Source organism: Exiguobacterium sp. E17S (assembly GCF_057772545.1).
The window spans coordinates 114786-141506 of the sequence record NZ_JBYLRU010000005.1 but is presented as its reverse complement, the minus strand read 5'-3'; the positions used below and the strand labels follow the sequence as shown (position 1 = coordinate 141506).

The window sequence follows — 26721 nt, the reverse complement described above, 5'->3', positions numbered from 1 at the left end:
ATCGTCTGGTGACGATAGCCAAGTGGTCACACCCGTTCCCATGCCGAACACGGAAGTTAAGCACTTGAACGCCGAAAGTAGTTGGGGGCTTCCCCCTGTGAGGATAGGACGTTGCCAGGCAAACGGTGGTTCTGGAGCATACGCTCAAGGGCCGCCGCTTTTTTGTGTCTTTTTGTAGAAAGGCATGCATCTATTTAATGAAGGGACTGAACAGGGATATGGCGAAAAAAACGAAACTACGCGTAGCCGTCGAAGAGAACGAGACGATTGGTGCCTGTTTGGATCGTATCGATGCCATGGGATACCGCCCGACGGTCCGACGAGAAGAGCCGATCTTTGGATTAGACGCGAATGGCGAACCGTATCCAATTCGTCAGCAAATCGTCTTCGATTGCAAAGTGAAAGAGAGCGAATAACTCCTCAAGCATCATCCGATTCATTCGGACGATGCTTTTTTTATACTTTATTTCATTTGATGCCTCCCAAGAAATAAAGTCCGAATGGACACTAAATGAAATCAGAAAAACACCTTTTAAAACCGAACGATAAATTTTCAGACAATTAAATTGTTCGCCTTTGGTTGACGCCTTGGGATGGACTTGTTAAGATGAAGTCGTGACAGGATGATTGAATATAAACACCTCGTATAATAGCAGGGATATGGCTTGCAAGTTTCTACCCAACGACCCTAAATCGTTGGACTATGGGGTATATGGATGTTCGTCGATATTTCTTTGGCGTACCTTTTTATACCCTAAGCCACCCTTTTAGCCGTGGTTTGGGCTTTTTTTATGCACAAAGGAGGAAACAGCGATGGGAAATGTAGAAGTCGGCGTCATCATGGGAAGTCAATCGGATTGGGAAACGATGAAACATACATGTGATGTGTTGGAGCAACTTGAGATTCCATACGAAAAGAAAGTCGTTTCCGCACACCGGACACCGGATCTAATGTTTCGTTATGCTGAATCAGCACGTGAACGAGGACTGAAGGTCATCATTGCTGGTGCAGGCGGTGCTGCTCATCTTCCGGGCATGGTCGCTGCTAAAACGACATTACCCGTCATCGGTGTTCCTGTGAAAAGTAGAGCGCTCCAAGGAATTGATTCCTTGCTCTCGATCGTTCAAATGCCAGGTGGCGTACCGGTCGCAACGGTCGCCATCGGAGAAGCAGGTGCAAAAAACGCCGGATTGCTAGCTGCTCAAATTCTCTCGATTCAAGATGAACGACTTGCCCGCAAGCTCGATCATATGCGAGTCGAACTAGAAGGAGACGTCATTGCATCTGGAGGGAACCTGCTATGAAACGAATCGGGATACTAGGCGGCGGTCAACTTGGTCGAATGATGGCACTGTCCGCCCGTGAGATGGGCTTTGAGATTTTGACACTCGACCCAACAGACAACGCACCGTGTGCGCAAGTGGCGGATCAACATATTCAAGCTGCTTTCACGGATGTCGAGGTAGCGAAACAGCTCGCAGCTGAATCAGATGTCGTCACCTACGAATTTGAGAACATCTCGACGGAGGTCGCTGAAGCGATCGGGACGAAACTGATTCATGGAACGGATCTTCTTTTTCAAACGCAACATCGGGTACGGGAAAAAGAGATGATTGAACGCATTGGACACTCTGTCGCTCCGTACTATCCGGTGACGCATCCGTCTGACTTAGAGGAAGCAAAACAACGACTCGGGTTACCGTTCGTCTTGAAGACAGCACGATTCGGCTATGACGGAAAAGGACAGACCGTCATCCGGACGGAAGAACAGTTCCAAGCGGCAATCGAGCGATTCGAACCAACAGAGTATGTTGCGGAGCAGTGGTTACCGTTTGATCAGGAAATTTCCGTCATCGTCACTCGAAGCGCAACAGAAACACGTGTCTTCCCGGTCAGTGAGAACATTCACCAAGAGAACATTTTGCATCTATCGATCGTACCGGCACGTATCTCTGAATCACTCGAACAAGAAGCGATTGCGCTCGCTGAATCGATCGCGGATGCCGTCGGGCTAATCGGTACACTGGCCATCGAGTTGTTCGTCGTTGGTTCTCGACTAATCGTCAATGAACTAGCACCCCGACCACACAATTCGGGACACTATTCAATCGATGCTTGCGAAACATCCCAATTCGAGCAGCATATCCGTGCCATCAGTGGTCTCCCACTCGGTGATACCCGTCTGACGACACCGGTCGTCATGGCGAACATCCTGGGTCAGCATGTCACAGCATTATACGAGGAACTACCGAGACTAAGCGCTCGGACGAAAGTTCACTTATATGGAAAAGCAGAAGCCAAGACAGGACGCAAAATGGGCCATTTGAACATTCTTGCGGACACCGTCGACGATGCTTTGGCAGAAGTCGAACGCCTGTCGATATGGAAGGAGACAGTTCAATGATCGAACGGTATACACGTCCTGAGATGAAAGCGATCTGGACCGAACAAAACAAATTCGAGGCTTGGTTAAAAGTCGAGATCCTTGCGTGTGAAGCATGGAGCGAACTAGGAGTCATCCCGAAAGAGGACGTCCAGTTGCTTTGGGACAATGCCTCTTTTGATGTCAACCGCATCCTTGAAATCGAGCAAGAGACACGTCATGATGTCATCGCCTTCACGCGTGCCGTCTCTGAGACACTCGGAGAAGAACGCAAGTGGGTCCATTACGGACTCACGTCAACGGACGTCGTCGATACAGCACTCTCGTATTTGTTGAAGCAAGCAAATGACATTCTCGCTGCAGATCTCGATCGATTCATCGACATCTTAAAAGTCAAAGCGAACGAACATAAATATACGGTCATGATGGGACGAACGCATGGCGTACATGCAGAACCGACGACGTTCGGTCTGAAACTAGCGCTTTGGTATGAAGAGATGAAACGAAACAAAGTCCGTTTCGAAGCAGCACGTGAGACGGTCGAATACGGCAAGATGTCAGGTGCCGTCGGGACATTCGCGAACATCGACCCATTCATTGAAAAGTATGTCTGCGAAAAGTTAGGAACAAAGCCCGCTCCGGTCTCAACGCAAACGTTACAACGTGATCGTCATGCACACTATATGTCGACGCTTGCTCTGATCGCGACATCGATCGAAAAGATGGCAACGGAAATCCGAGGTCTGCAAAAAACGGAAACACGTGAAGTCGAAGAATTCTTCGCTAAAGGTCAAAAAGGATCATCGGCGATGCCGCACAAGCGAAATCCGATCGGTTCAGAGAACATGACAGGTCTTGCTCGAGTCATCCGTGGACACATGGTGACGGCATACGAGAACGTCTCACTCTGGCACGAACGTGACATCTCGCATTCTTCGGCAGAACGCATCATTCTTCCGGATGCGACAGGACTACTCAACTATATGTTGAACCGTTTCGGAAACATCGTGAAGAACTTGACGGTCTTCCCGGACAACATGAAGCGGAACATGGACCGGACGTTTGGTGTCATCTTCTCTGGACATGTCTTACTCGCTTTAATCGAAAAAGGGTGGTCGCGTGAAGCAGCGTATGATTTCGTTCAACCGCGTGCGATGCAGGCGTGGGAAGAACAAATCATGTTCCGTGACTTATTGTGGCAAGAACAGGACATTCAACAGCTTTTCACAGAAGAAGAGCTCGATGCGTGTTTCGATCCGACGTATCATACGAGTCGTGTCGATGAAATCTTTGAACGGTGTGGCTTGAACTAATCAACCTGAGACGGGGCACGTGCCCCGTCTACATCTTAGGATCATGGGGGACGAAAGCGATGCAACCACTTTATGAAGGAAAAGCAAAACGATTGTACACGACGCAGGAGCAGGATGTGCTCCGGATCGTCTATAAAGACGAGGCCACGGCATTCAACGGCGAGAAAAAAGAAGTCTTTGCTGGAAAAGGCGAATTGAACAACCGGTTGACGAGTCATTTCTTTGAAATCCTCGAACAAGCGGGCATTCCGACACATTTCATTGAACGTGTCTCGGAGCGCGAACAGCTCGTACGTCGTGTCACCATCATTCCACTCGAAGTCGTCGTCAGAAACGTCGTCGCGGGAAGCTTGAGTAAACGGCTCGGTATCGAAGAAGGTACGGTGCTCGAAACACCAATCGTTGAGTTCTACTATAAAGATGATACGTTAGGCGATCCACTCGTCACCTCATCACACATCAATTTACTGAAGATTGCGACTTCTGAAGAGTTGAAACAGTTGTCGGATAAGGCGCTTCGCGTAAACGAAGTATTGCAACCCTACTTCCGTCAAAACGGAATCACGTTGATTGATTTTAAACTGGAATACGGAAAGACGGCAGACGGAACGATTCTACTAGCTGATGAGATTTCACCTGATACATGCCGCCTGTGGGATCAGGCGACAGGAGAACATCTCGATAAAGATGTCTTCCGCCGCAACATCGGTTCACTGACAGAGACCTACCAAACACTATTCAATCGCCTAGGAGGAAACACACAATGAAAAAAGTCATCGTATCGATCGCATTACGGGAAAGCATTTTAGATCCACAAGGAGTTGCTGTAAAAGGCGGATTGCAACAGCTTGGTTTTACGGGTGTCGAGAGTGTTCGAATCGGAAAACAGATTGAACTGCTCGTTGAAACGGAAACGACAGAAGCGATGATTCATGAGATGTGTCAAAAATTACTCGTCAACACAGTGATGGAAGATTACCAGATTACGATCGAAGAGGTGACGCCAGCATGAAGTTCGCGGTCATCGTCTTTCCGGGATCGAACTGTGATTTAGATATGTACCATGCAGTCAAGGATGCCCTCGGAGAAGAAGCGGAATACGTCTTCCATACCGAAACATCACTTGAAGGCTACGACGGCGTCCTACTGCCGGGCGGATTCTCCTACGGAGATTACCTCCGTTGCGGCGCGATCGCGCGCTTCTCACCAATCATGGAAGAAGTCAAACGTTTTGCGGCAGAAGGGAAAACGGTCCTCGGGGTATGTAACGGATTCCAGATCCTTGTCGAAGCGGGACTCTTACCAGGTGTCTTGCATCGCAACAACGGCTTAAAGTTCATGTGCCGGACGGTTGAACTGAAGGTTGAAAATACGAAAACACGCTTTACATCGGATTATCTGCCAGGCGAGACGATCTCGATTCCAATCGCGCACGGTGAAGGAAACTACTACTGTGACGATGCGACTTACGCGATGCTCCAAACGAACGGACAAATCGCCTTCACGTATGTCGATAATCCGAACGGCTCACGCGGTGATATCGCCGGGATCACGAACAAAGCCGGCAACGTTCTCGGGATGATGCCACACCCGGAACGAGCGGTCGAGTTATTGACTGGCGGAACAGATGGACTAAAACTCTTTACTTCACTCGTCAAACAGGGGGCACACCATGCTAAAACAACAGTCTGAACCAACACCAGAATTGATTCAAGAGCAACGCGTCTATGCCACGATGGGCTTGAGTGATACGGAATACCAGATGGTCGTCGATTTACTCGGACGCCAACCGAACTATACGGAAACAGGATTGTTCTCGGTCATGTGGTCCGAGCATTGTTCATACAAGACATCTAAACCCGTCCTCCGTCAATTCCCGACGACTGGACCACGTGTTTTACAAGGACCAGGGGAAGGTGCAGGTGTCGTTGATATCGGCGATGAGCAGGCAGTCGTTTTTAAAATCGAAAGCCACAACCATCCATCCGCTGTTGAACCGTACCAAGGGGCTGCGACGGGCGTCGGCGGAATCATTCGTGACATCTTCTCGATGGGCGCACGACCAGTCGCACTTATGAACTCGCTCCGCTTCGGGCATCTCGGTACACCGCGTGTCAATCAACTGTTCGAACAAGTCGTCGCCGGAATCGCCGGTTACGGCAACTGTGTCGGGATCCCAACGATCGGTGGCGAAATCGGATTTGATCGCTCATATGAAGGCAATCCACTCGTCAACGCGATGTGTGTCGGTTTGATCAACCATGCGGATATTCAAAAGGGTCAAGCAAAAGGTGTCGGCAACTCGGTCATGTACGTCGGTGCAGCTACTGGACGCGACGGGATCCATGGTGCGACGTTTGCCTCGGAGGATCTCGGAGAGGATACGGAAGCAAAACGTCCGGCTGTTCAAGTCGGTGATCCATTCATGGAGAAGCTATTGATTGAAGCTTGTCTTGAAATCGTCGGGCATCCGGCACTCGTCGGGATGCAGGACATGGGTGCTGCCGGACTGACATCGTCTTCAGCAGAGATGGCTTCAAAAGCCGGTATGGGCATCGAGATGCACCTCGATGACGTTCCGCAACGAGAAACAGGGATGACTGCTTACGAAATGATGCTCTCGGAATCACAAGAGCGGATGTTACTCGTCGTCAAGCGTGGTCGCGAAGCAGAGATCGAAGCGATCGTCAGCAAATGGGGACTCCATGCCGTTCACGTCGGAGAAGTCATTGAAGAGAAAGTCTTACGGTTGATTCATCATGGAGATATCGTGGCAGAAGTTCCGGTTGATGCGTTAGCAGAAGAAGCACCAGTTTACGAAAAACCATCCCGCGTTCCTGCGTATTATGAAGAATTCCAAGCGATGGAAGAGACGCTTCCAGTCGTCGAAGATGTCGTTGAGACATGGCGGGCGTTACTCCGTCAGCCGACGATCGCTTCAAAACGCTGGGTCTACGATCAGTACGATCATATGGTCCAGACATCGACCGTCGTCGCACCAGGATCAGACGCAGCCGTCATTCGTGTCCGCGGCACGAACAAAGCGCTCGCGATGACGACCGACTGTAACAGCCGCTTCGTCTACTTGGATCCATATGTCGGTGGACAGATCGCGGTTGCGGAAGCAGCCCGTAATATCGTCGCGAGTGGGGCGACACCACTCGCCATCACGGATTGCCTGAACTTCGGAAATCCGGATAAACCAGAAGGCTTCTGGCAGTTGCAGCAAGCAACAGCCGGTATGGCAGAAGCATGTCGTGTCCTTGAGACACCTGTCATCGGTGGAAACGTCTCACTCTACAACGAGTCAGCCGGTCAAGCGGTTCACCCGACACCGGTCGTCGGAATGGTTGGATTACACGAGCAAACCGAATGGATCACGACACAACACGTCAAACAAGCTGGTGACCAGATTTATCTATTAGGAGAAACAACAGCCGAGTTTGGTGGCAGTGAGCTTCAATATATGCAATTCGGTAAATCATTCGGTCGCGCACCAAAAATTGATTTAGCCGTCGAACACGCGCGCTTACAATTGTTACAGCAGGCAGTACAAGCAGGTGAAGTCAATGCGATGCATGATGTGTCAGAAGGTGGTCTCGCAATCGCTCTCGCTGAGATGACGTTTGGAACGGATCTCGGGTTGACGGTTCAGTTTGACGGACCAACGTTACACCTGTTCAGTGAATCGCAATCACGCTTCGTCGTCACGGTGCCACAAGCGCACGTCACAGCATTCGAACAACGGACTGGTGCTCAAGCGATCGGTGTCGTCACGAACGATGAGCTTCTCGTCATCGAGACGACAGATACACGGATCGAAGCAGACCGTTCGACCTTACAGGGAGACTGGGAAGGAGCAATCGCGTGTTATATGACATCAAAGGACTAAATGAGGAGTGTGGCGTCTTCGGGATCTTCGGACAACCGAATGCAGCGCAACTCGCCTATTACGGCTTGCATAGTTTGCAACACCGGGGACAGGAAGGGGCAGGCATCGTCACGAGTGACGGCGACGACCTCTTCCCGCACCGCGGGCAAGGACTCGTGACGGAAGTCTTTTCGGAAGAGACACTGACGGATCTTAAAGGACATCACGCGATCGGACACGTCCGGTATTCGACAGCAGGGGGAAACACGCTTGAGAACACTCAACCGCTGCATTTCAAATCGCGGACGGGAGATCTCGCCCTCGCACATAACGGAAACCTCGTCAACGCGGATTCACTGAAGCACCTGTTAGAAGCAGAAGGTGCCATTTTTCAGACGACGAGTGATACGGAAGTCGTCGCCCATCTCGTCAAACGCAGTAAGCTCGACACACTCGAAGACCGGATTGCTGACAGTCTCGCGCGTCTCGTCGGGGCATTCGCTTTTCTTTTCTTAACGGAAGATACGTTATTCGTAGCGGTCGATCCACACGGACTGCGTCCACTGTCACTCGGGAAGACACCGGACGGTGGCATCGTATTCGCGTCAGAGACATGTGCCTTTGATATCGTCGGTGCGGAGTTCATTCGTGATATCGAGCCAGGGGAGCTCGTAACGATCACAGAACACGGCATGTCGTCTCGTCAATACATGGAACCACGCGAACGGGCGATGTGTTCGATGGAATACATCTACTTCTCACGTCCGGATTCAATCATTGATGGCGTCAACGTCCATACAGCACGCAAAGCACTTGGGAAAAAGATGTATGAAGAAGCACCGGTCGAAGCAGACGTCGTTACCGGGGTGCCGGATTCAAGTATTTCGGCAGCGATCGGTTACGCGGAAGCGAGTGGAATTCCATATGAAATGGGATTGATCAAGAATCGGTATGTCGGACGGACGTTCATCCAGCCGTCACAGGAGTTACGGGAACGTGGGGTCAAAATGAAGTTGTCCGCGCTACGCGGCGTCGTACAAGGAAAGCGTGTCATCATGGTCGATGATTCAATCGTCCGGGGAACGACGAGTCGTCGCATCGTCGGTTTGTTACGTGAAGCGGGTGCGACGGAGGTGCACGTCCGCATCACGGCACCACCGATCACGAATCCATGTTATTACGGAATTGATACTTCGTCGAAGGAAGAACTGATCTCTGCTCGGTTGATGCCGGAAGAAATCCGTCAGGAAATCGGTGCGGATTCACTTGAATTCTTGACTGTACCGGGCATGGTCGATGCCATCGATCGCCCGTTCGATGGACCGTTAAAAGGACAATGTACCGCTTGCTTCACAGGAGAGTATCCGACACCGCTCGGTTCGCTCGAGTTAGAAGCTAAACTTTGATAGATGGGGGAAGAACATGAGCAAACATTACGAAGCAGCAGGTGTGAGTCTGACAGCAGGATATGAGTCAGTCACCCGAATGAAAAAACACGTCGCCCGTTCGATGCGCAAAGAAGTATTGACGGGACTCGGTAGCTTTGGTGCGATGTTCGACCTCAGCCAATTGCAGTTGAAAGAACCGGTCCTTGTCAGTGGGACAGACGGTGTCGGTACGAAGCTCAAGCTCGCCTTCGCACTGGAACAACACGATACGATTGGAATCGACTGTGTCGCGATGTGTGTGAACGATATCATCGTCCAAGGCGCGGAACCACTTTATTTCCTTGACTACATCGCGCTCGGTCAGGCAATTCCGGCGAAGATCGAACGGATCGTCGCAGGTGTCGCAGAAGGTTGCGTCCAGGCGGGATGTACGTTAATCGGCGGCGAGACAGCGGAAATGCCAGGGATGTATGCGGACGGCGAATATGATATCGCCGGGTTCGCCGTCGGTGCCGTCGAGAAACAAAAATTGATCACAGGTGATAAGGTCGCAGCAGGAGATGTCATTCTCGGTCTCGCTTCGTCCGGCGTCCATTCAAATGGGTTCTCACTTGTTCGTAAAATCGTCGCCGACAGTGGTCTCCGATACGAAGATGAAGTCATGATGCTCGGTCATACGCTCGGAAATGCGCTCCTCATGCCAACACGTATCTATGTCGAAGCGGTCAAAGCAGCCCTTGAGACGGAAAAGATCCAAGCGATGGTTCATATTACGGGTGGGGGATTCTACGAGAACGTACCACGCGTCTTGCCAGAAGGTCTCGGCGCATCGTTCGACCCGAAAAAGTGGCCGACGTTACCAGTCTTCGACTGGCTCGAGCAAGCGGGTGACCTTCCACGACATGACATGTATAATGTCTTCAACATGGGGATTGGTTTCATGTTGATCGTCAAACCAGAAGATGTAGCGGAAGTAACAGCACGCCTCGCTCGTGAAAATGAGACGGCGTACGTGATTGGTCACGTGACCGATCAAGAAGGTGTTCGAATTCAAGGAGTCGACGCATGAAGATCGCCTGTTTTGCATCGGGAAGCGGTAGTAATGTCGAAGCACTTTTTGAAGCAATCGAGGCAGGAACGTTACATGCCTCGATTGAACTGATCGTCTGCGATCAACCGGACGCAGCAGTCATTGAACGGGCGAAACGACGCGGATGTGACGTCTTCGTCTTTCGGGCGAAGGACTATCCGGATAAACCGAGTTTTGAGCGGGAAATCATTGCCCGTCTTGAAGCAAAAGGCGTTAAACGGATCATTCTCGCCGGCTATATGCGATTGATTGGGGAAGAGTTGCTCGGACGATACGCAGGGCGGATCGTCAACATCCACCCGTCGCTACTGCCGGCCTTCCCGGGAAAAGATGCGATCGGTCAAGCATTTCGTGGCGGAGTTAAAATCACAGGTGTTACAATTCATATAGTCGATGAAGGCATGGACACAGGACCGATCATGGCCCAAGAAGCCGTCCGGATTACAGAAGAGATGACGCGTGAAACATTGCAACAAGCGATTCAGCGTGTCGAACATAGACTGTATCCGCAAGTCATCGAAGAGTGGATGAAAGAGGAGGCAAACGTATGAGAGCGTTAATTAGTGTGTCTGATAAAACAGGAATCGTCGAATTAGGACGAGCGTTCCATGAAGCAGGGATCGAGCTCGTCTCGACAGGCGGAACACATCAAGCATTAGAGGAAGCTGGGCTTCCGGTCATTGGTATCAGTGAAGTCACACAATTCCCAGAAATGCTCGATGGGCGTGTCAAGACGCTCCATCCAATGGTTCATGGTGGATTACTCGGTCGTCGTGATCTTGAATCCCATCGTGAGCAGATGGCTGCGCAACAGATTCAACCGATTGATTTCGTCGTCGTCAATCTGTATCCGTTCAAGCAGACGGTCTTACAAGAAGACGTCGCCTATGCCGATGCGATCGAGAACATCGATATCGGTGGACCAAGCATGTTGCGTTCAGCAGCGAAAAACCACGCAGCTGTCACGGTCGTCGTCGACCCAGCTGATTACGAAACTGTCATTGCTGAGATTCGTGAAGGCGGTACGACGTTTGAGACACGTCAACGTCTTGCAGCGAAAGCCTTCCGGCATACAGCGGCGTACGACGCGTTGATAGCGGATTATTTCTTGACGCAAACAGGCGAGAAGTTCCCCGATCAGTTGACGATCACGCTTGAGAAAGTTCAGGATCTCCGTTACGGAGAAAATCCACACCAAGAAGCAGCCTTTTATAAAACACCGATTTACCGTGGGGCTTCCCTTGCTTCAGCGAAACAGTTACACGGTAAAGAGTTGTCGTATAACAACATCCAAGATGCCAACGCCGCACTCGAAATTCTCGACGAGTTCCGCGAAGCAGCAGCCGTCGTCGTCAAACACATGAACCCGTGTGGAGTTGCCGTCGGTCCAACGATTGGAGAGGCATTCCGCCGCGCTCATGCAGCCGATCCAGTGTCGATCTTCGGTGGCATCGTCGCCTTGAACCGTGAAGTCGATTTAGAGACAGCAGAACAATTAAGCGGCATCTTCCTTGAGATCATCATCGCCCCATCCTTCACGGAAGGAGCATTCGCCTTGTTGTCAGCGAAAAAGAACATCCGTCTGCTTGAACTCGACGTCAAACGTGTCCAAGCGATCCGTTATACGGCAGTCGCTGGCGGCATGCTCGTCCAAGACAGTGACGATGAGACGCTCGATGATGCAGCAGCACGTGTCGTGACAGACCGCAAACCGACAGCAGCGGAATGGGAGGACTTGAAACTCGCATGGCGCGCCGTCAAACACGTCAAGTCGAATGCGATCGTTCTCGCGAAAGACGAAGTAACGGTCGGCGTTGGTGCAGGACAGATGAACCGTGTTGGTTCAGCGAACATCGCGATTACGCAAGCCGGAGAGAAAGCAGTTGGCGCGTCCCTTGCTTCCGATGCCTTCTTCCCAATGGGCGATACGGTCGAAGCAGCAGCAGCAGCTGGCATTACGGCAATTATCCAACCAGGCGGCTCGATTCGCGACCAAGAGTCGATCGATGCGTGTAACAAACATGGCATTACGATGGTCTTTACGAACGTTCGACATTTCAAACACTAAGTGGAGGCGATTTGAATGAAGGTATTGGTGATTGGTAAAGGAGGGCGTGAACACGCGCTCGTCTGGAAGCTGGCACAGGATGAACGGATCGAGACCGTGTATGCTGCGCCTGGGAATGCCGGGATGACACAAGCCACATGTGTTCCGATCGCCGAAGATGCTATCGATGAACTCGTGGCGTTCGCACAAGACGAACAGATCGATTGGACGATTGTCGGACCAGAAGGACCACTCGTTCTCGGAGTCGTTAACGCCTTTCAGGCAGCGGGACTGCAAATCTTCGGACCAACACGGGAAGCGGCAGCGATCGAAGGAAGTAAGCAGTTCGCGAAAGAATTGATGGAGCGTGCCGGTATTCCGACCGCTGCTCACGCCGTCTTTACTTCAGCAGCAGATGCAGAGGCGTATGTTCGCAAAGCGGGTGCACCGATCGTCATCAAAGCCGATGGACTTGCTGCTGGAAAAGGAGTCACGGTCGCAGAAACCGTGGACCAGGCGCTTGTTGCAATCCACGATACGTTTGCCGGAGAATACGGTCAACAAAGCCGGGTCGTCATCGAAGAATGCCTGATCGGGGAAGAGTGTTCGTTGATGGCATTCGTGCACGAAGAGACGGTCATCCCGATGGTATTGTCGCAAGATCATAAACGGGCGTTTGACGGTGACTTAGGTCCGAACACAGGAGGCATGGGCGCGTATTCTCCGCTTCCTCAGTGGGACGAAGCAGCGTTGACGACAGAAGCTGTTGATCGCATCATTCAGCCGCTCGTCGATCAGATGGCAAGCGAAGGAATTCCGTTCACCGGCTTCCTCTATGCCGGTCTGATGCTGACGAAACAAGGACCATTCGTCATCGAGTTCAATGCCCGGTTCGGTGATCCGGAAACAGAGGTCATTCTTCCGCGCTTAGAGACGCCGTTGCTTGATGTCATCATGCCGCTGATGGACGGACAGATACCAGAAGTCGTTTGGACGGATCAAGCAGCTGTCGGTGTCGTCGTCGCAGCAGAAGGATATCCGGAAGCGCCAAAAACGGGACAAGCGATTCCACTTGATCAGATCGGGAACGGTCTTCTCGTCTTTCATGCCGGCACGGCAGAACGAGACGATCAACTTGTCTCAGCTGGTGGACGTGTCCTCGTATGTGTCAGCCGTGCCGAGACGATCGAGCAGGCTGTCGAACAGGTCTATGCGAACTTACCAGACGTGACGAATCAACCATTCTTTTACCGAACTGATATCGCTCAAAAAGCCTTTCGTGCCTCGCATGAATCGTGATATCTGGACCAGACGTGCTCGAAGGAGCCGCGTCTGGTTTTTGTTTCTTGGCGAAGTGCACGAAAAGATTTGTCTTCCATGGCGAATTTGTGTTATTTTGACCAAATGAATCCGGAACAGGGCAAAACTTCTTGAAACTTACTTAGCAACATTTTAGTATAAGAACTATAAGAAAGCGTTTTCAATAAAACAAAGGAGGTCGAGCTTTCGTGAAAAAAAATTGTGGAAGATCCCCTTGGACGAAATCTGAAGTACGAACACACCAAGCGGTCATCAGCGGAAAGCTTGCACCGACACTTGTCATACAGAATGCCACTTACCTGAATCATGGTGTCAAAGCATGGCGGACGGCGAACATCTGGATCAGTGGCGACCGGATCGTCTATGTCGGTCCAGAAATGCCGGAACAAGCTGATGCGTATCATGATGCGACAGGTCAATATATCGTACCCGGTTACATTGAACCCCATGCCCATCCGTTCCAACTTTACAATCCAGCGAGTCTTGCAAAATTCGCAGCAGAGCGGGGAACATCGACGCTCGTCAACGACAACATGTTGTTATTATTAGAGCCGACGGAGCAAGCGTTTGCTCAAGTCGAGGCGCTAGCAGACTTACCGACCTCAATGTACTGGTGGGCACGACTCGACGCACAAACCGAGCTTGATGCCGACAGTATCTCGATCGATAATCGCCGGATTCAAGCGTGGCTCAAGCATCCACAAGTCATCCAAGCAGGTGAGTTGACGGGATGGCCACGTCTCTCGCAAGGGGACGATGAGTTGCTCCATTGGATGCAGGATGCGATCAAACTTGGAAAGCCAATCGAAGGTCATTTCCCTGGTGCTTCAGCGAAGACGCTGACGAAGATGGCGCTTTATGGCGTGACGAGCGATCACGAAGCAATGACGGTTGAAGAAGCGATGACACGTCTTGAACTTGGCTACACGACGACAATTCGTTATTCATCAATTCGTCCAGATCTACCGGATATCTTTAAAGGTCTCGTCGAAGCAGGGTTGACGCAGTTCGATAAGGTACTCGTGACGACAGATGGTTCAACGCCGTCCTTTTATAAGGCAGGCATGATGGATGAGACGATCCGATTGATGCTCGAGGCAGGCATCCCGGTCGAAGAAGCGTACCGGATCGCATCGTATAATGCAGCGCGTCATTTTAATCTCGATCATCTACTCGGGAGTATCGCACCAGGACGAATCGCGCATCTCAATTTCCTTGAGGCAAAAGATGCACCGACACCTGTCGCCGTACTTGCGCGCGGCACATGGGTCCGTCAAGCCGATATCCCCTGTTACCCGGCAGAAGCGCTCGATGCTGTCTATGCGCTCATGCCACGCTCGGAAGTCCAGGTTTCCTTAACGGAACAGGATTTTTCGTTTAGCATGCCGGTTGGTCTTGAGATGGTCAATTCCGTCATCATGAAGCTCTATCAAGTCGAACACGATACAAGTGTGCCTGTGCTACCGGCAGGATGTGATGAATCCTTCCTGATGTTACTCGACCGGGAAGGGAAGTGGCGACTGAATACCGTTCTGAAAAACTTTGCGACACAAGTCGGTGGTCTCGTCAGTTCGTACTCGATTAGCGGTGATATCTTGATGATCGGTAAATCGAAACGAGACATGCAAGTCGCGTTTGATCGCATGAAAGCGTTCGGCGGCGGAATCGTTCTCGTCGAGGACGGAGAAGTCATCGCTGAAGTTCCGTTGACCTTGATGGGGCAGACGTCCGACTTGCCACTCGAAGATTTGATCGTTCAGGAAACCGCTCTACGGGAAGCATTGTTCGAACGCGGTTATGCGTTTGAAGATCCTGTCTATACGTTGCTATTCCTAGCGTCAACTCACTTGCCATATGTGCGGATCACGCCGCAGGGAATATACGAAGTCCTTCGGAAAAAAGTCCTTTTCCCAGCGATTTTGCGATGATGCTTGAATTTTAAAACGTCGCGCTTTAAACTATTAAAGAGCAATTGAATGGGAAAGGGAGTCACAAGATGCAACTCGATAAATTGCGTGGAAAAGAATTGGATCAGTTATTTACAGCCATCATGAAGATGGATTCATTAGAAGATTGTTATACGTTGTTCGAAGACTTAGCGACCGTCAACGAAATCCAGGCGCTCGCCCAACGTCTTGAAGTCGCACGTCAATTACGTGAAGGCAATACGTATCACAAAATCGAAAAGGCGACCGGTGCTTCAACAGCAACGATCTCGCGTGTCAAACGTTGCTTGAACTACGGTTCGGGCGGTTATGATCTGGCGCTTGCCCGCCTAGGTCTTATCGAGCAAGAAGTAGCGGATAACTAATGTTATCCGCTACTTCTATGAAGGGGGGCGTATCATATTGGATTTTGCGTTACAACATAAAATTCAGCATTTCATTCGAAGGCTGACGCCCATCCAGTCGCTCGTCATCATCTACTTCGTTGCGGTCATCATCGGGATCATCATGCTCGGTCTGCCGTGGTCGACCAAGGGAGACTACAACTGGGATTTCACGGACCTCGTCTTCATGGCGGTTAGTTGTGTCAGTGTCACGGGTTTGACGACGGTCTCGGTCTCAGAAACCTTCACGACGTTCGGCTACTTCATGATCATGATTTTAGTGCAAGTCAGCGGAATCGGTTTGATGTCGCTTCATATCGCGATGTGGGTCATTCTCGGAAAACGAATCGGCTTTCGGGAACGCCAACTCGTCGTCCGAGATCAGAACCAGACGACGATGCAAGGGGTCGTCAAATACATTCGCGAAGTCATCTTGATCATCGTCTCGATTGAATTGATCGGGGCTTTGATTCTTGGGCTGTACTATACGAAATATTTTCCGACACTTGGAGAAGCGATGCTCCAAGGACTGTTCGGATCGGTCAGTGCGACGACGAATGCTGGTTTTGATATCACGGGTGAATCGTTACTACCATTTCGGGGTGATTTATTCGTCGTCTTCATGCAAATTTTGTTGCTGACGCTTGGCGCAATCGGGTTTCCGGTACTCGTCGAAGTCAGGCGCTATATTTCCTACCGGGCGACACGCCAAGCGACTCGTCAACCGTATCATTTTTCACTATTTACAAAATTGACGGCGTCAACGTTCTTCATTCTCGTCCTGTTTGGAACGGTAGCATTGCTGCTATTTGAATGGAACCAATCCTTTAAAGGTTTACCGATCGATGAGAAGCTCGTCGACGCCTTGTTCCAATCCGTCACGACCCGAAACGGGGGATTGACGACGGTCGACATCACCTCCTTCTCACAAGCGTCGATTTTCGTCCTGTCGCTCTTGATGTTCATCGGGGCGTCACCGTCTTCCGTTGGTGGGGGGATTCGAACGACGACGTTCGCGGTCGCCGTCTTGAGTGTCATCGCCTTCATCCGAGGCGAATACGGCATCAAAATCTTTGGTCGTGAGATTGGTCAGTCGGACATCTGGAAAGCCTTCGTCGTCATCGTCGTCTCGACTGGTGTGACGATGGTCGGATTGATCGTCTTATTGCTTGTCGAAGATGCCCCGTTCCTCGTGCTGTTTTTTGAAGCCTGTTCAGCGTTCGGAACGACCGGTCTATCGCTCGGCATCACGGATCAATTATCGGATATTGGAAAATGGACGTTGTCCGTGCTGATGTTCATCGGTCGAATCGGTGTCATCTCGTTCGTTCTTCTCCTGAAAGCGAACCAACCGAAACGTAACTACAACTATCCGAAGGAATCCGTCATCATCGGATAAGGAGGCTCTTTTATGAAACGTGCCTTTTGGATCAACTTCGCCTATATCTTTGCTGTTCCTGTCTTACCGTTTTTGGCGCTCGTCAATGGGCGAGCACTCTGTTCACCGGATTCACCGTTACTGGACGTTCCGGTACTCGGCTTCTTTTTGGCAGAACCGTGGGCGTTCGTGCCGGTATATGCGGTCTTTGCGTTGTTACTGGCGTCACTCTTGACGAAACGACGGACACACGTCTAACCATCTCGCCCTGCGCGAGATGGTTTTTTGTTTTATACTGAATGTGGAATGAGAAAGAGAGGATGGGACGAACCGTGTTATTACCTTTTAATGAATGGCGACATGTCTTTAAACTAGATCCAGCAAAACCAATTGATGATGCTAGCCTGCAGGCGATTGCGACGTCCGGAACGGATGCAATCCTTGTCGGTGGAACAGATGACATTACACTCGATGCGACGCTTGATCTCTTGATGCGTTTGCGACGGTATCCAGTCGCAGTGGCACTTGAGATTTCTGAACTCGAAGCCGCAACGATGGGATTTGATACGTATCTGACACCGACGGTCCTGAATGCGGGAACATTAGAGTACGTCGTCGAAAAACAAGTCGAGGCGTTAGAACAAGTCGGTCATATGCTGGCACACGCTGATCTTGTCGGGGAAGGGTATATCGTCCTGAATCCTGATGCGAAGGTCGCGCGTGTGACACAAGCAAAACCGCTAACATTAGATGAAACGGTCGCTTATGCGCAGTTAGCGGATAGCGTCTTCCGTCTACCGGTCGTGTATCTCGAATACAGCGGCGTTTACGGAGAATTGGAACGAGTCGCAGCCGTTCGCGATGTCTTGAAGCAGGCACGCCTGTTTTACGGTGGAGGGATCGACTCCGAGGAACGAGCGCGTGAGATGTTGCAGTATGCGGATACGATCGTCGTCGGGAACGTCATTTATGAGGATTTAAAAGCAGCGCTTGCGACTGTCGCAGCGACACGATAAAATATAGGAACAAAAGTTCGGAATATAAGAAATGAGGCTATTGATATGTTTAATTTGAGTGAACAGCTCGTCAGTGGACTAAACCCTGAGCAAGCAAGAGCAGTCAAGCATACGGAAGGTCCACTGCTGATCATGGCAGGAGCCGGTTCCGGGAAGACACGCGTCCTGACACATCGGGTCGCTTATTTGATGGCGGCTAAACAAGTCGCACCGTGGAACATCCTCGCGATTACGTTCACGAACAAAGCGGCGCGGGAAATGCGAGACCGGATCGGTCGTTTGGTCGGTGGTGTCGCGAATGATATTTGGGTTTCGACCTTCCACTCGATGTGTGTCCGGATGTTACGTCGTGACATCGATCAGCTTGGGTACGACCGCAACTTCACGATTCTTGATTCAAGTGATCAGCAGTCGGCGATCAAGCTCGTCTTAAAGGAACAAAACTTGGACCCGAAAAAATGGGATCCACGTTCGATGCTGACGATCATCTCGTCACAGAAAAATGAATTACGCAGTGCTGAATTCTACGCCTCGATCGTGACGAGCCCGTATGAAAAGACCGTTGCTGAAATCTATAAAGGATATGAAGCGGTCTTACGCCGGAACAACGCGCTCGACTTTGATGATTTGATCGGAAAAACGACGGAATTGTTCAAGAAGAGTCCGGATGTCCTTGCTTACTATCAAAAGAAATTCCGCTACATCCATGTTGATGAGTATCAAGATACGAACAAAGCCCAGTATGATCTCGTTAACCTGTTAGCATCGGGACATCAGAATCTCTGTGTCGTCGGGGACTCGGATCAGTCGATCTATCGCTGGCGTGGTGCTGACATCGCGAACATCCTCTCGTTCGAAGAGGACTATCCGAATGCAGCTGTCATCTTACTCGAGCAAAACTACCGTTCTTCGAAACGAATCTTGGAGGCGGCTAACCATGTCATCCAAAATAACTCGACGCGTAAAGACAAGAAACTTTGGACGGATAATGATGAAGGCGAGAAGCTCGTCGTTCATACGGCGGAGAATGAGCGGGAAGAAGCATTTTATATCGTCCAAGAGATTCGGAACTCACTTCGTTACGGGATGAAACTGAGCGATATCGCGATTCTCTACCGGACGAATGCACAATCGCGTGCGATCGAGGAAACGCTTCTGAAATCGAACGTTCCGTACAAAATGATCGGCGGCACGAAGTTCTACGATCGTAAAGAGATCAAGGACGTTCTCGCTTATCTCCGTTTGATTTCGAATCCGGATGAAGACCTGTCCTTCGCGCGGATCGTCAACGAACCAAAACGTGGCATCGGCGCAACGACGATTGATAAGCTGCGTGATTTCGCCGACTTACAGGGTGTGTCATTGATGGAAGCGATTCGCGATATCGAATTGTCGAGTATCGCACCGAAGACGGCAGCGAAGCTGACGGATTTCCGGACGATGATTCTCGGACTCAGCCAAATGCAAGAATTCATCAGCCTGTCGGAACTGGTCGAAGAAGTACTCGAGAAATCAGGCTATCGTCAAGTGCTGAAGGAAGATAAGACGCTTGAAGCACAAAGTCGTCTCGAGAACATCAACGAGTTCATCACTGTTGCGCAAAACTTTGAGAAGGAAACGGCGAAAGCCGATCCAGAAGATCGGACGATCATCGCCTTCTTGACTGATTTGACACTCGTCGCCGATGTCGATTCACTCGACGAGACGGATCCGGAAGAACAAGTTACATTGATGACGCTCCACTCGGCAAAAGGACTCGAGTTCCCGGTCGTCTTCTTGATTGGGATGGAGGAAGGGTTGTTCCCACATAGCCGTTCGCTTCAAGATGAAGACGAGATGGAAGAAGAACGTCGCCTCGCGTACGTCGGGATCACACGTGCTGAGAAACGTCTTTACTTGTCACATGCTCGGATGCGCTCTCTGTACGGACGGACGAATGCGAACCAAGAATCACGGTTCCTAGCAGAGCTGCCGGAAGTCGTCATTGAGCGGACCGGTAAAAAAGCGAAGCCACTTCCATGGGAAGACCGCCCTGTCCCGCAAGGCAAGGCCGTCATCGGTCGCTCGATCAGCAAACCGACAGCAATGAAGACGTCAGGTGCGGAAACGCTCGGTTGGTCGGTCGGAGATAAGGCAGAGCACGGGAAATGGGGACTCGGTACAGTCGTCCAGACTCGTGGTGAAGGGGATAATCTTGAAATCGATATCGCATTCCCAGCAGTCGGAATCAAACGATTGCTCGCGAAATTCGCACCGATTAAAAAGGTATGACGGGAGGTCCACAGATGGACGCAAGCCAGCGTATAGATGAGATTCGTCAAACATTGAACCGATACAGCTACGAATACTACGTACTGGATCAACCAACGGTACCGGATGCGACGTACGATCAATTACTTCGTGAACTGACGGAGTTAGAAACAGAGCATCCAGAACTGATCACACCGGATTCGCCGACGCAACGCGTCGGCGCAGCACCGCTCGAAGCATTCGAGAAGGTGACGCATGATTTACCGATGCTGTCGCTCGGAAACGTCTTTGATGAGACGGAAATTCGCGAATGGGTCGCTCGGATTGAGCGGTCGCTCGGACGTTCGACGACGTATGTCGCCGAACTGAAATTCGATGGACTTGCCATCTCGCTGAAATACGAAGACGGGCGATTCGTCCGTGGGGCGACGCGTGGCGATGGAACAGTCGGCGAAAACATCACGCAGAATCTACGTACGATCAAAGCGTTACCGCTTCGTTTGCAGGCGGAAGAGACGGTCGAAGTCCGCGGTGAGGCTTACATGCCGAAACAATCGTTCGAACGCTTGAATGAAGACCGGGCAAGCCGGGAAGAGACATTGTTCGCGAATCCGCGTAACGCGGCCGCAGGTAGTCTGCGTCAGCTGGATTCGTCGATCACGGCGTCGCGCAATCTGTCGTTGTTCGTGTATGGCGTCGGCGTCAATACGTTGACGGCTCGTTCGCATAGCGAAGCGATGGCACAACTCGCTTCACTTGGGTTACCGACCAATCAACATATGCAGACATGTGAGACGGTGGAAGAGATTCTTGCCTATATCGCGCACTGGACGGAAGCACGCGCGAGCCTGCCATATGAGATCGACGGAATCGTCTTGAAAGTCGATCGATACGATGATCAGGAGGAGCTCGGCTTCACAGCAAAAAGTCCCCGCTTCGCGACAGCCTATAAGTTTGCGGCGGAAGAAGTCATGACGACGGTAGAAGACGTTGATTTCAGTGTCGGTCGGACCGGGAAAGTCACACCTCGCGCCCGTTTTGCACCGGTCGTCGTCGCAGGATCGACGGTGACGTATGCGACACTACACAACGCTGACTTCATCGCTGAAAAAGATATCCGCCTTCAGGACTCGGTCATCATTAAAAAAGCAGGCGATGTCATCCCGGCAGTCGTACAAGTCGTCACGGCAGAACGGACAGGGGAAGAGACACCGATCGTCTTCCCGACACATTGTCCGGCCTGTCAATCGGAACTTGTCCGTCTCGAAGGTGAAGTCGACATCCGCTGTGTCAGTCCGGAATGTCCAGCGCAATTGATGGAAGGTATCATTCACTTCGTTTCGCGTCAGGCGATGAACATCGATGGTCTCGGTGAAAAAGTCGTCCGTCAATTGTATGATCATGAAGCAATCCGGACGATTGCCGATTTATATCGACTCGATCGTGAGGAATTATTGACGTTTGATCGAATGGGTGAGACGTCCGTCGATAAATTACTTGCGGCAATCGAAGCTTCGAAACAGAACTCGGTTGAGCGTCTCTTGTTTGGTCTCGGAATCCGACTCGTCGGTCAAAAAGCGGCGTATCTTCTAGCGGAACGTTTTGATTCGTTAGCAGGGATAGCAGCAGCAAGCTACGAGGAGATTGTCGCAATCGATGGCATCGGTGGGAAAATCGCGGATTCGATCGTGAAGTACTTCGAACATCCGGAAGCACAGGCATTGATTCGTGATTTGGAACAACTGGGCGTCAATCAACGTTTCCTTGGGGAACGGGTTGATCAGACGAATGCACCACTCGGTGGCAAAACGATTGTCTTGACGGGAACGCTCGAGAGCTTAAAACGGTCAGATGCTGGTAAACGACTCGAAGCACTCGGAGCCGATGTGACAGGAAGCGTCAGTAAAAAGACGGACGTACTCGTCGCAGGGGAAAAGGCAGGCTCTAAGCTGACGAAGGCAGAATCGCTCGGTATCGAAATTTGGGATGAAGCGCGTCTGTTAGAAGAACTAGCTAAACACGAAGCGTGAGCAGAATGAATGAGAACGATCAAATAAAAAGGAAGGCGGAATTCCGCCTTCCTTTTTTCGTGTTCATCCTTGTCACGAAGCAATCGTTTCGCTCCGAATCAAAGTACCTTGTTTGATGAGACGATTCGTTGCCGTTTCTGGTGGATCACAGGTGATTAATGTGATGGTTGGGGAAGCGACGGATTGGTCGAGGACGGACAATGTCGTCGGTGTGACAAGACGACTGGATGTGATGCGGTACGTATACCGATGTGTTTTTGTCGTGACGACGACGGTATCGCCTTTTTTGACGTCAGGCAGACGATTGAAGTGAAGCCCTTCCGTGAAACTTCGGTGTCCGGCGAGCGCATAATTGCCTTTTCCGGGTGATCCGGTTTCTGGAATATGACCAATACTACGGTCCAACACTGCTGTCGTCGAGCCCTCTAAGATGACTTGTTCAAAATCAATGCTTGGAATCGAGAGCAATCCGACACCAGATTTAGCAAGGGGTTGTTTTGTCTCTTTCGCATCGACGGTCTTCAAACTTTTGGTCCATTGTTCCTTTAAATTTGCTGCTTCCTGTTCACGCTGATAGTCACTGATGAAGGGCCAAGCAATAAGGGCGATGCCTGCCAGTAAAAAAAGCAGACCGATGAATTTACGACGTGTCATGAGAAAAAGTCCTTTCGGATACACCAAGGCGCATCATCTTTTTTGAAAATCAGGGAAAAACTTGTCCTTCCCCGATGGAAAACGATTCTGTTATGATAAAGAGAACGATTTAAAAACATGGGGTGCAAATAGAGATGAACTATAAAACAGCAGTAGCGTTGACGTTATCGAGCACGTTATTTTTAGGTGCTTGTTCGTTCGACCTTTCGCCAAGTAGCGATACAAAAGAAGTCATTACTGAAAGTGAACAAGGTAAGGAAGTCCAAGCCGTCGTCAGTCCAGCCATTGATACGACGGATTCGTACTACCGGACGGTCTTACCGTTTCGTCCAAGCGTCGCACGTGGAATGACACAAAAACGTGTCAGTTCACGTCTTGAGCTCGATGAAATCGAAACGGGTTTAATGCGTCATTCGACACAGTTTTTTGATCCGGAAAAATACTATTACCAAGAAGGTCAGTTACTCGAAGCCGACCAAATCGCGAAATGGTTGTTGCGAAAAGGAAAAGCAGGCGATGGCGTCAGCGATCCTGAAGGTCTGAACCCAGCCTACACGTCTGGTAAGTCGTATAAAGAAAAAAACCAAAAGTCACCTATGATTCTATCGCATATCTTAGAGCAAGACTACATGCTTGAAGAAGATAAGAAACTCGAACTTGGTGGCACGTCGATTGCGCTTGTCTTAAATAGTGAGTATGTGTTCCAAGATGAAAACTATGGACCGACCTATACCGTTAAACTTGATGAAAAGAAAGTCGTTGCTGAAGGGAAGCGGATGGCAAACGATTTAGTCAAGAAGATGCGTAAGACACAAGGGATGAAGACGACACCGATTCACGTCGCCCTCTACCTCCAGGAAAAAGAAGGGTCACCGGTTTCCGGTCACTATCTCTCGTCTGCATTCATCGGTCGCGGGAATCAAATCAGTGCGAACGACTGGAAAAACTATAATGAGCGCTATTACTACTACCCGTCAGCACGCGCAACGAATGACGTGCGGGATGATGCAGCGAAGTTCGATTTATTCAAAGACCGCCTAGAAGACTACTTCCCGAACTACACCGGTATGATGGGGGAAGGCTTCTATCAAGAAGATGAACTTAAAAAGCTTGAGATGAAGATTCCCGTTCAATTTTACGGAAAAGCAGAACTCGTCGCATTCGTTCAGTACGTGACGTACCTGCTTGAGAATCGTTGGGAATATAATCGAAACATTCCAACGACGATCACTGTGACGAACTTGAACGGGGATACGGAAGCGATGCTATTCCTCGATCCGGATACAAAAAAACCGATCGTCAAGATTCGTTGATTCCTCCATTCACTTTATGAAGCGACATTCCTCCAATGGGCGGAATGTCGCTTTTTTGTACGACGGACGCTGGAAGAGAGAAGCATATGAATCAGAAAGGAAGGGTATGGAAGAAGAATGGTATTTTGTTTCACTTTCCCATTTTTTAGATTTACGAAAGCCAGTAGGAGAGAGCATAATGAAAGAAGAACAGTTCTACACACAGGAACGACGCGGTAAGTGATGAATCGTCAGTTCTTTTAAGAAGAAGAGGATAAAGGAGAGATGTAGATGAAAGGCGGTATCTATTCACAAATCGGTGCAGTTCGAGAGGAACTACCATCGTCCTCACGAAAAGTCGCAGACTATGTCTTGACGCATATGAACCAAATTGCGCGCATGACGATCCACCAACTTGCAGAGGAATCAGATACAAGTGCCGCTGCAGTCGTCCGCTTCTGTCGCGCGCTTGGATTAAAAGGATACCCGGAGTTGCGGATGCGCATTTCTGCCGATACAGCACGGACGGATTTAAAAGGGTATCACGATATCGAAAAGGATGAACGTCCCGTCGACTTGATTGAAAAAACGCTTAGTAACAGCATTCAAGCGTTACAGGATACTGCGAAGCAGTTGAATGATGAACGGATTGCAGATGCGATTGATGTGATTGATCAGGCACGTGCGATTTATTTTTATGGGATTGGGGCATCGCATGTCGTAGCCGAAGACGCTGCTCAAAAATGGACGCGTGTCGGGAAACTAGCGATTCAAGAAACGGACCAGCATCTACTTGCGACGATCTTAGCGAATGCACGTAAGGAAGATGTCTTCTTTGCGATTTCCTACAGCGGAGAAACGGAAGAGGTCGTCGAGTTGATCCGTTTGGCGAAAATCCAAGGACTAAAGGTCATCAGTCTGACACGTTTCGGGGACAATCGAATCAGTCAACTAGCGGATATCGCGCTTTGGACATCACGCGCACCAGAAGCGCCGCTTCGTAGTGCAGCGCTCAGTTCGCGTCTCGCCCAACTATTTGCGATCGATGTCTTGTTCTTATCGTATGCTGCGGGACATTATGAAGACACACTCGAACGCCTCCAATACACGCGGGAAAGCGTTAAGACACTGCATCAAAAGAAATAAGGGGGATACATATATGTCAGAACGAACTGCCGGACTAGACGCGTTGTATCCAGAAATGGTCGAGCGCCGTCGCTATTTACATCAGCACCCAGAGTTGTCGTTTCACGAAGTCGAGACCCCGCGTTATATCGCGCGACATTTAAAAGCGCTCGGAATCGAAGTCAAGACGGAAGTCGGCGGACGTGGTGTCGTCGGGTATATTCGTGGAGGAAAACCGGGAAAGACCGTCGCGTTACGCGCCGACTTCGATGCCTTACCGATTGCTGACGCTAAAGAGGTCGCGTATCGGTCGACGGTTCCGGGTGTGATGCATGCATGCGGTCACGATGGTCATACGGCGACGTTACTTGCTGTCGCAGAGACGCTCATGCAACAGCGAGAATCATTACCGGGGAACGTCGTTTTGATTCATCAACATGCGGAAGAAGTCGTTCCGGGCGGTGCACGCGATATGATTGCGGACGGTTGTCTCGAAGGAGTCGATGTCATCTTTGGAACGCATCTTTGGTCAACGATCGATTTAGGACACGTAGGTGTTCGGACTGGTCCGATCATGGCGGCGGCGGATAAGTTCGAACTGACCTTATATGGAAAAGGCGGACACGGTGCGAAACCACATGAGACGATTGATGCTGTCTTACTCGGGGCAACAATCGTTAAGGAATTACAATCGATCGTCAGTCGTCAACTCAATCCACTGGAGCCGGCAGTCGTGACCGTTGGAACATTACATGCTGGGAATACGTTTAATGTCATTGCAGATCAAGCGATGTTGACAGGAACGGTCCGGACGTTTGATGAAGCGACAGCGGACGAGATCATTGAGCGGATGGAGCGGACGATCAAAGGAATCTGTGAGGCAGTCGGAGCAACGTATCACTTTACATACGAAAAAGGCTATCCAGCTGTCGTCAATCATGCTTCACCCACCGCATTGATTGAATCTGTCGCACGAGAAGTTTTAGGAGACGAGCGTGTATTTGAGATTGAACCGACGATGGGTGGCGAGGACTTCGCTTATTACTTGCAACACGTACCTGGTGCGTTCTTCTTTACAGGAGCGGGAGATGCTTCGTATCCACCGCATCACCATCCACAGTTTGATTTTAAGGAGCCGGCGATGCTCGATGCAGCGCGTATTCTCGTCGAAGCGACATGGCGTTACTTAGAACAAGCTACTGAATCATGAAAAAATCGCTCGTCTTGACTCCGA

Annotated in this window: 24 protein-coding genes, 1 rRNA gene and 1 riboswitch; of the genes, 24 read left to right on the top strand and 1 reads right to left on the bottom strand. The window is 50.4% G+C overall.

The features are described from left to right. Nucleotides 1-4: 4 nt before the first annotated feature. The 21 genes from rrf to ligA all read left to right on the top strand — a co-directional run bounded on the left by rrf (nucleotide 5) and on the right by ligA (nucleotide 22416). Nucleotides 5-120: ribosomal RNA gene (gene rrf / locus AC3B4V_RS14315) — 5S ribosomal RNA — on the top strand. Nucleotides 121-218: 98 nt separating this feature from the next. Then, complete coding sequence (locus tag AC3B4V_RS14310) at nucleotides 219-416, top strand: NETI motif-containing protein (RefSeq protein ID WP_029340738.1); 198 nt, start codon at nucleotides 219-221, stop codon at nucleotides 414-416. Nucleotides 417-622: 206 nt separating this feature from the next. Continuing rightward, nucleotides 623-724: riboswitch (purine riboswitch) on the top strand. 89 nt (nucleotides 725-813) lie between these two features. Further along, nucleotides 814-1305, top strand: a complete 492-nt coding sequence (purE, locus tag AC3B4V_RS14305) for a 5-(carboxyamino)imidazole ribonucleotide mutase (protein WP_058704939.1) — start codon at nucleotides 814-816, stop codon at nucleotides 1303-1305. Continuing rightward, nucleotides 1302-2405, top strand: a complete 1104-nt coding sequence (gene purK / locus AC3B4V_RS14300) for a 5-(carboxyamino)imidazole ribonucleotide synthase (protein WP_488378766.1) — start codon at nucleotides 1302-1304, stop codon at nucleotides 2403-2405. Before purE ends, purK begins: the two co-directional genes overlap by 4 nt. Further along, complete coding sequence (purB, locus tag AC3B4V_RS14295) at nucleotides 2402-3697, top strand: adenylosuccinate lyase (RefSeq protein WP_035398969.1); 1296 nt, start codon at nucleotides 2402-2404, stop codon at nucleotides 3695-3697. The genes purK and purB overlap by 4 nt, the downstream gene beginning before the upstream one ends. A 59-nt stretch (nucleotides 3698-3756) precedes the next feature. Then, nucleotides 3757-4464 carry a phosphoribosylaminoimidazolesuccinocarboxamide synthase gene (gene purC, locus AC3B4V_RS14290; RefSeq protein WP_058704942.1) on the top strand — a complete coding sequence of 236 codons (708 nt, stop codon included), beginning with the start codon at nucleotides 3757-3759 and terminating at the stop codon, nucleotides 4462-4464. Further along, on the top strand, nucleotides 4461-4709 hold the full coding sequence (gene purS / locus AC3B4V_RS14285) for a phosphoribosylformylglycinamidine synthase subunit PurS (protein WP_023467069.1): 249 nt from the start codon (nucleotides 4461-4463) through the stop codon (nucleotides 4707-4709). Before purC ends, purS begins: the two co-directional genes overlap by 4 nt. Further along, complete coding sequence (gene purQ / locus AC3B4V_RS14280) at nucleotides 4706-5389, top strand: phosphoribosylformylglycinamidine synthase subunit PurQ (RefSeq protein ID WP_050678983.1); 684 nt, start codon at nucleotides 4706-4708, stop codon at nucleotides 5387-5389. The genes purS and purQ overlap by 4 nt, the downstream gene beginning before the upstream one ends. Next, nucleotides 5370-7589 (top strand): phosphoribosylformylglycinamidine synthase subunit PurL, encoded by a 2220-nt coding sequence (gene purL / locus AC3B4V_RS14275; RefSeq protein ID WP_488378765.1) that lies wholly within the window; start codon nucleotides 5370-5372, stop codon nucleotides 7587-7589. Before purQ ends, purL begins: the two co-directional genes overlap by 20 nt. Beyond that, nucleotides 7565-8974, top strand: a complete 1410-nt coding sequence (gene purF, locus AC3B4V_RS14270; RefSeq protein ID WP_488378764.1) for an amidophosphoribosyltransferase — start codon at nucleotides 7565-7567, stop codon at nucleotides 8972-8974. The genes purL and purF overlap by 25 nt, the downstream gene beginning before the upstream one ends. A gap of 16 nt (nucleotides 8975-8990) precedes the next feature. Beyond that, the gene (purM, locus tag AC3B4V_RS14265; RefSeq protein ID WP_058713878.1) at nucleotides 8991-10025 is read left to right on the top strand and encodes a phosphoribosylformylglycinamidine cyclo-ligase; all 1035 of its coding nucleotides are present in this window, start codon (nucleotides 8991-8993) and stop codon (nucleotides 10023-10025) included. Beyond that, nucleotides 10022-10597: a phosphoribosylglycinamide formyltransferase gene (purN, locus tag AC3B4V_RS14260; RefSeq protein ID WP_488378763.1), complete on the top strand. Its 576-nt coding sequence runs from the start codon at nucleotides 10022-10024 to the stop codon at nucleotides 10595-10597. Before purM ends, purN begins: the two co-directional genes overlap by 4 nt. Beyond that, on the top strand, nucleotides 10594-12114 hold the full coding sequence (gene purH, locus AC3B4V_RS14255) for a bifunctional phosphoribosylaminoimidazolecarboxamide formyltransferase/IMP cyclohydrolase (protein ID WP_488378762.1): 1521 nt from the start codon (nucleotides 10594-10596) through the stop codon (nucleotides 12112-12114). The genes purN and purH overlap by 4 nt, the downstream gene beginning before the upstream one ends. Before the next feature lie 15 nt (nucleotides 12115-12129). Next, a complete protein-coding gene (gene purD / locus AC3B4V_RS14250; RefSeq protein WP_290716654.1) occupies nucleotides 12130-13392 on the top strand; it encodes a phosphoribosylamine--glycine ligase in 1263 nt (420 codons plus the stop codon). A 209-nt stretch (nucleotides 13393-13601) separates the two neighbouring features. Beyond that, on the top strand, nucleotides 13602-15341 hold the full coding sequence (locus AC3B4V_RS14245) for an adenine deaminase C-terminal domain-containing protein (RefSeq protein WP_064300875.1): 1740 nt from the start codon (nucleotides 13602-13604) through the stop codon (nucleotides 15339-15341). Between the two features lie 68 nt (nucleotides 15342-15409). Next, a complete protein-coding gene (locus AC3B4V_RS14240) occupies nucleotides 15410-15724 on the top strand; it encodes a YerC/YecD family TrpR-related protein (protein ID WP_023467078.1) in 315 nt (104 codons plus the stop codon). Nucleotides 15725-15761: 37 nt separating this feature from the next. Beyond that, nucleotides 15762-17141, top strand: coding sequence for a TrkH family potassium uptake protein (locus tag AC3B4V_RS14235; protein WP_029340750.1), 1380 nt, complete (start codon nucleotides 15762-15764; stop codon nucleotides 17139-17141). Between the two features lie 12 nt (nucleotides 17142-17153). Further along, nucleotides 17154-17378 (top strand): hypothetical protein, encoded by a 225-nt coding sequence (locus AC3B4V_RS14230; protein WP_035398958.1) that lies wholly within the window; start codon nucleotides 17154-17156, stop codon nucleotides 17376-17378. A 74-nt stretch (nucleotides 17379-17452) separates the two neighbouring features. Further along, nucleotides 17453-18136 (top strand): heptaprenylglyceryl phosphate synthase, encoded by a 684-nt coding sequence (gene pcrB, locus AC3B4V_RS14225; RefSeq protein WP_488378761.1) that lies wholly within the window; start codon nucleotides 17453-17455, stop codon nucleotides 18134-18136. Nucleotides 18137-18181: 45 nt separating this feature from the next. Continuing rightward, nucleotides 18182-20407 carry a DNA helicase PcrA gene (pcrA, locus tag AC3B4V_RS14220; RefSeq protein WP_050678990.1) on the top strand — a complete coding sequence of 742 codons (2226 nt, stop codon included), beginning with the start codon at nucleotides 18182-18184 and terminating at the stop codon, nucleotides 20405-20407. Between the two features lie 14 nt (nucleotides 20408-20421). Beyond that, on the top strand, nucleotides 20422-22416 hold the full coding sequence (gene ligA, locus AC3B4V_RS14215; protein WP_488378760.1) for an NAD-dependent DNA ligase LigA: 1995 nt from the start codon (nucleotides 20422-20424) through the stop codon (nucleotides 22414-22416). A gap of 72 nt (nucleotides 22417-22488) precedes the next feature. On the opposite strand, the gene AC3B4V_RS14210 is transcribed toward ligA, so the two are convergent. Continuing rightward, on the bottom strand, nucleotides 22489-23070 hold the full coding sequence (locus AC3B4V_RS14210; RefSeq protein WP_023467085.1) for a class D sortase: 582 nt from the start codon (nucleotides 23068-23070) through the stop codon (nucleotides 22489-22491). Between the two features lie 134 nt (nucleotides 23071-23204). On the opposite strand from AC3B4V_RS14210, the gene AC3B4V_RS14205 reads away from it, so the two are divergent. The 3 genes from AC3B4V_RS14205 to AC3B4V_RS14195 all read left to right on the top strand — a co-directional run bounded on the left by AC3B4V_RS14205 (nucleotide 23205) and on the right by AC3B4V_RS14195 (nucleotide 26697). Continuing rightward, nucleotides 23205-24383, top strand: coding sequence for a CamS family sex pheromone protein (locus AC3B4V_RS14205; RefSeq protein WP_047394974.1), 1179 nt, complete (start codon nucleotides 23205-23207; stop codon nucleotides 24381-24383). A 270-nt stretch (nucleotides 24384-24653) separates the two neighbouring features. Continuing rightward, nucleotides 24654-25508 (top strand): MurR/RpiR family transcriptional regulator, encoded by an 855-nt coding sequence (locus tag AC3B4V_RS14200; protein ID WP_050678993.1) that lies wholly within the window; start codon nucleotides 24654-24656, stop codon nucleotides 25506-25508. Nucleotides 25509-25521: 13 nt separating this feature from the next. Next, complete coding sequence (locus AC3B4V_RS14195) at nucleotides 25522-26697, top strand: M20 metallopeptidase family protein (protein ID WP_214858952.1); 1176 nt, start codon at nucleotides 25522-25524, stop codon at nucleotides 26695-26697. Nucleotides 26698-26721 lie beyond the last annotated feature (24 nt).

Bases quoted from the DNA above. Each gene is read 5' to 3' on its own strand.
- AC3B4V_RS14310 (WP_029340738.1), top strand. From the start codon at position 219: ATGGCGAAAAAAACGAAACTACGCGTAGCCGTCGAAGAGAACGAGACG.
- purE (WP_058704939.1), top strand. From the start codon at position 814: ATGGGAAATGTAGAAGTCGGCGTCATCATGGGAAGTCAATCGGATTGG.
- purK (WP_488378766.1), top strand. From the start codon at position 1,302: ATGAAACGAATCGGGATACTAGGCGGCGGTCAACTTGGTCGAATGATG.
- purB (WP_035398969.1), top strand. From the start codon at position 2,402: ATGATCGAACGGTATACACGTCCTGAGATGAAAGCGATCTGGACCGAA.
- purC (WP_058704942.1), top strand. From the start codon at position 3,757: ATGCAACCACTTTATGAAGGAAAAGCAAAACGATTGTACACGACGCAG.
- purS (WP_023467069.1), top strand. From the start codon at position 4,461: ATGAAAAAAGTCATCGTATCGATCGCATTACGGGAAAGCATTTTAGAT.
- purQ (WP_050678983.1), top strand. From the start codon at position 4,706: ATGAAGTTCGCGGTCATCGTCTTTCCGGGATCGAACTGTGATTTAGAT.
- purL (WP_488378765.1), top strand. From the start codon at position 5,370: ATGCTAAAACAACAGTCTGAACCAACACCAGAATTGATTCAAGAGCAA.
- purM (WP_058713878.1), top strand. From the start codon at position 8,991: ATGAGCAAACATTACGAAGCAGCAGGTGTGAGTCTGACAGCAGGATAT.
- purN (WP_488378763.1), top strand. From the start codon at position 10,022: ATGAAGATCGCCTGTTTTGCATCGGGAAGCGGTAGTAATGTCGAAGCA.
- purH (WP_488378762.1), top strand. From the start codon at position 10,594: ATGAGAGCGTTAATTAGTGTGTCTGATAAAACAGGAATCGTCGAATTA.
- purD (WP_290716654.1), top strand. From the start codon at position 12,130: ATGAAGGTATTGGTGATTGGTAAAGGAGGGCGTGAACACGCGCTCGTC.
- AC3B4V_RS14240 (WP_023467078.1), top strand. From the start codon at position 15,410: ATGCAACTCGATAAATTGCGTGGAAAAGAATTGGATCAGTTATTTACA.
- AC3B4V_RS14230 (WP_035398958.1), top strand. From the start codon at position 17,154: ATGAAACGTGCCTTTTGGATCAACTTCGCCTATATCTTTGCTGTTCCT.
- pcrA (WP_050678990.1), top strand. From the start codon at position 18,182: ATGTTTAATTTGAGTGAACAGCTCGTCAGTGGACTAAACCCTGAGCAA.
- ligA (WP_488378760.1), top strand. From the start codon at position 20,422: ATGGACGCAAGCCAGCGTATAGATGAGATTCGTCAAACATTGAACCGA.
- AC3B4V_RS14210 (WP_023467085.1), bottom strand. From the start codon at position 23,070: ATGACACGTCGTAAATTCATCGGTCTGCTTTTTTTACTGGCAGGCATC.
- AC3B4V_RS14205 (WP_047394974.1), top strand. From the start codon at position 23,205: ATGAACTATAAAACAGCAGTAGCGTTGACGTTATCGAGCACGTTATTT.
- AC3B4V_RS14200 (WP_050678993.1), top strand. From the start codon at position 24,654: ATGAAAGGCGGTATCTATTCACAAATCGGTGCAGTTCGAGAGGAACTA.
- AC3B4V_RS14195 (WP_214858952.1), top strand. From the start codon at position 25,522: ATGTCAGAACGAACTGCCGGACTAGACGCGTTGTATCCAGAAATGGTC.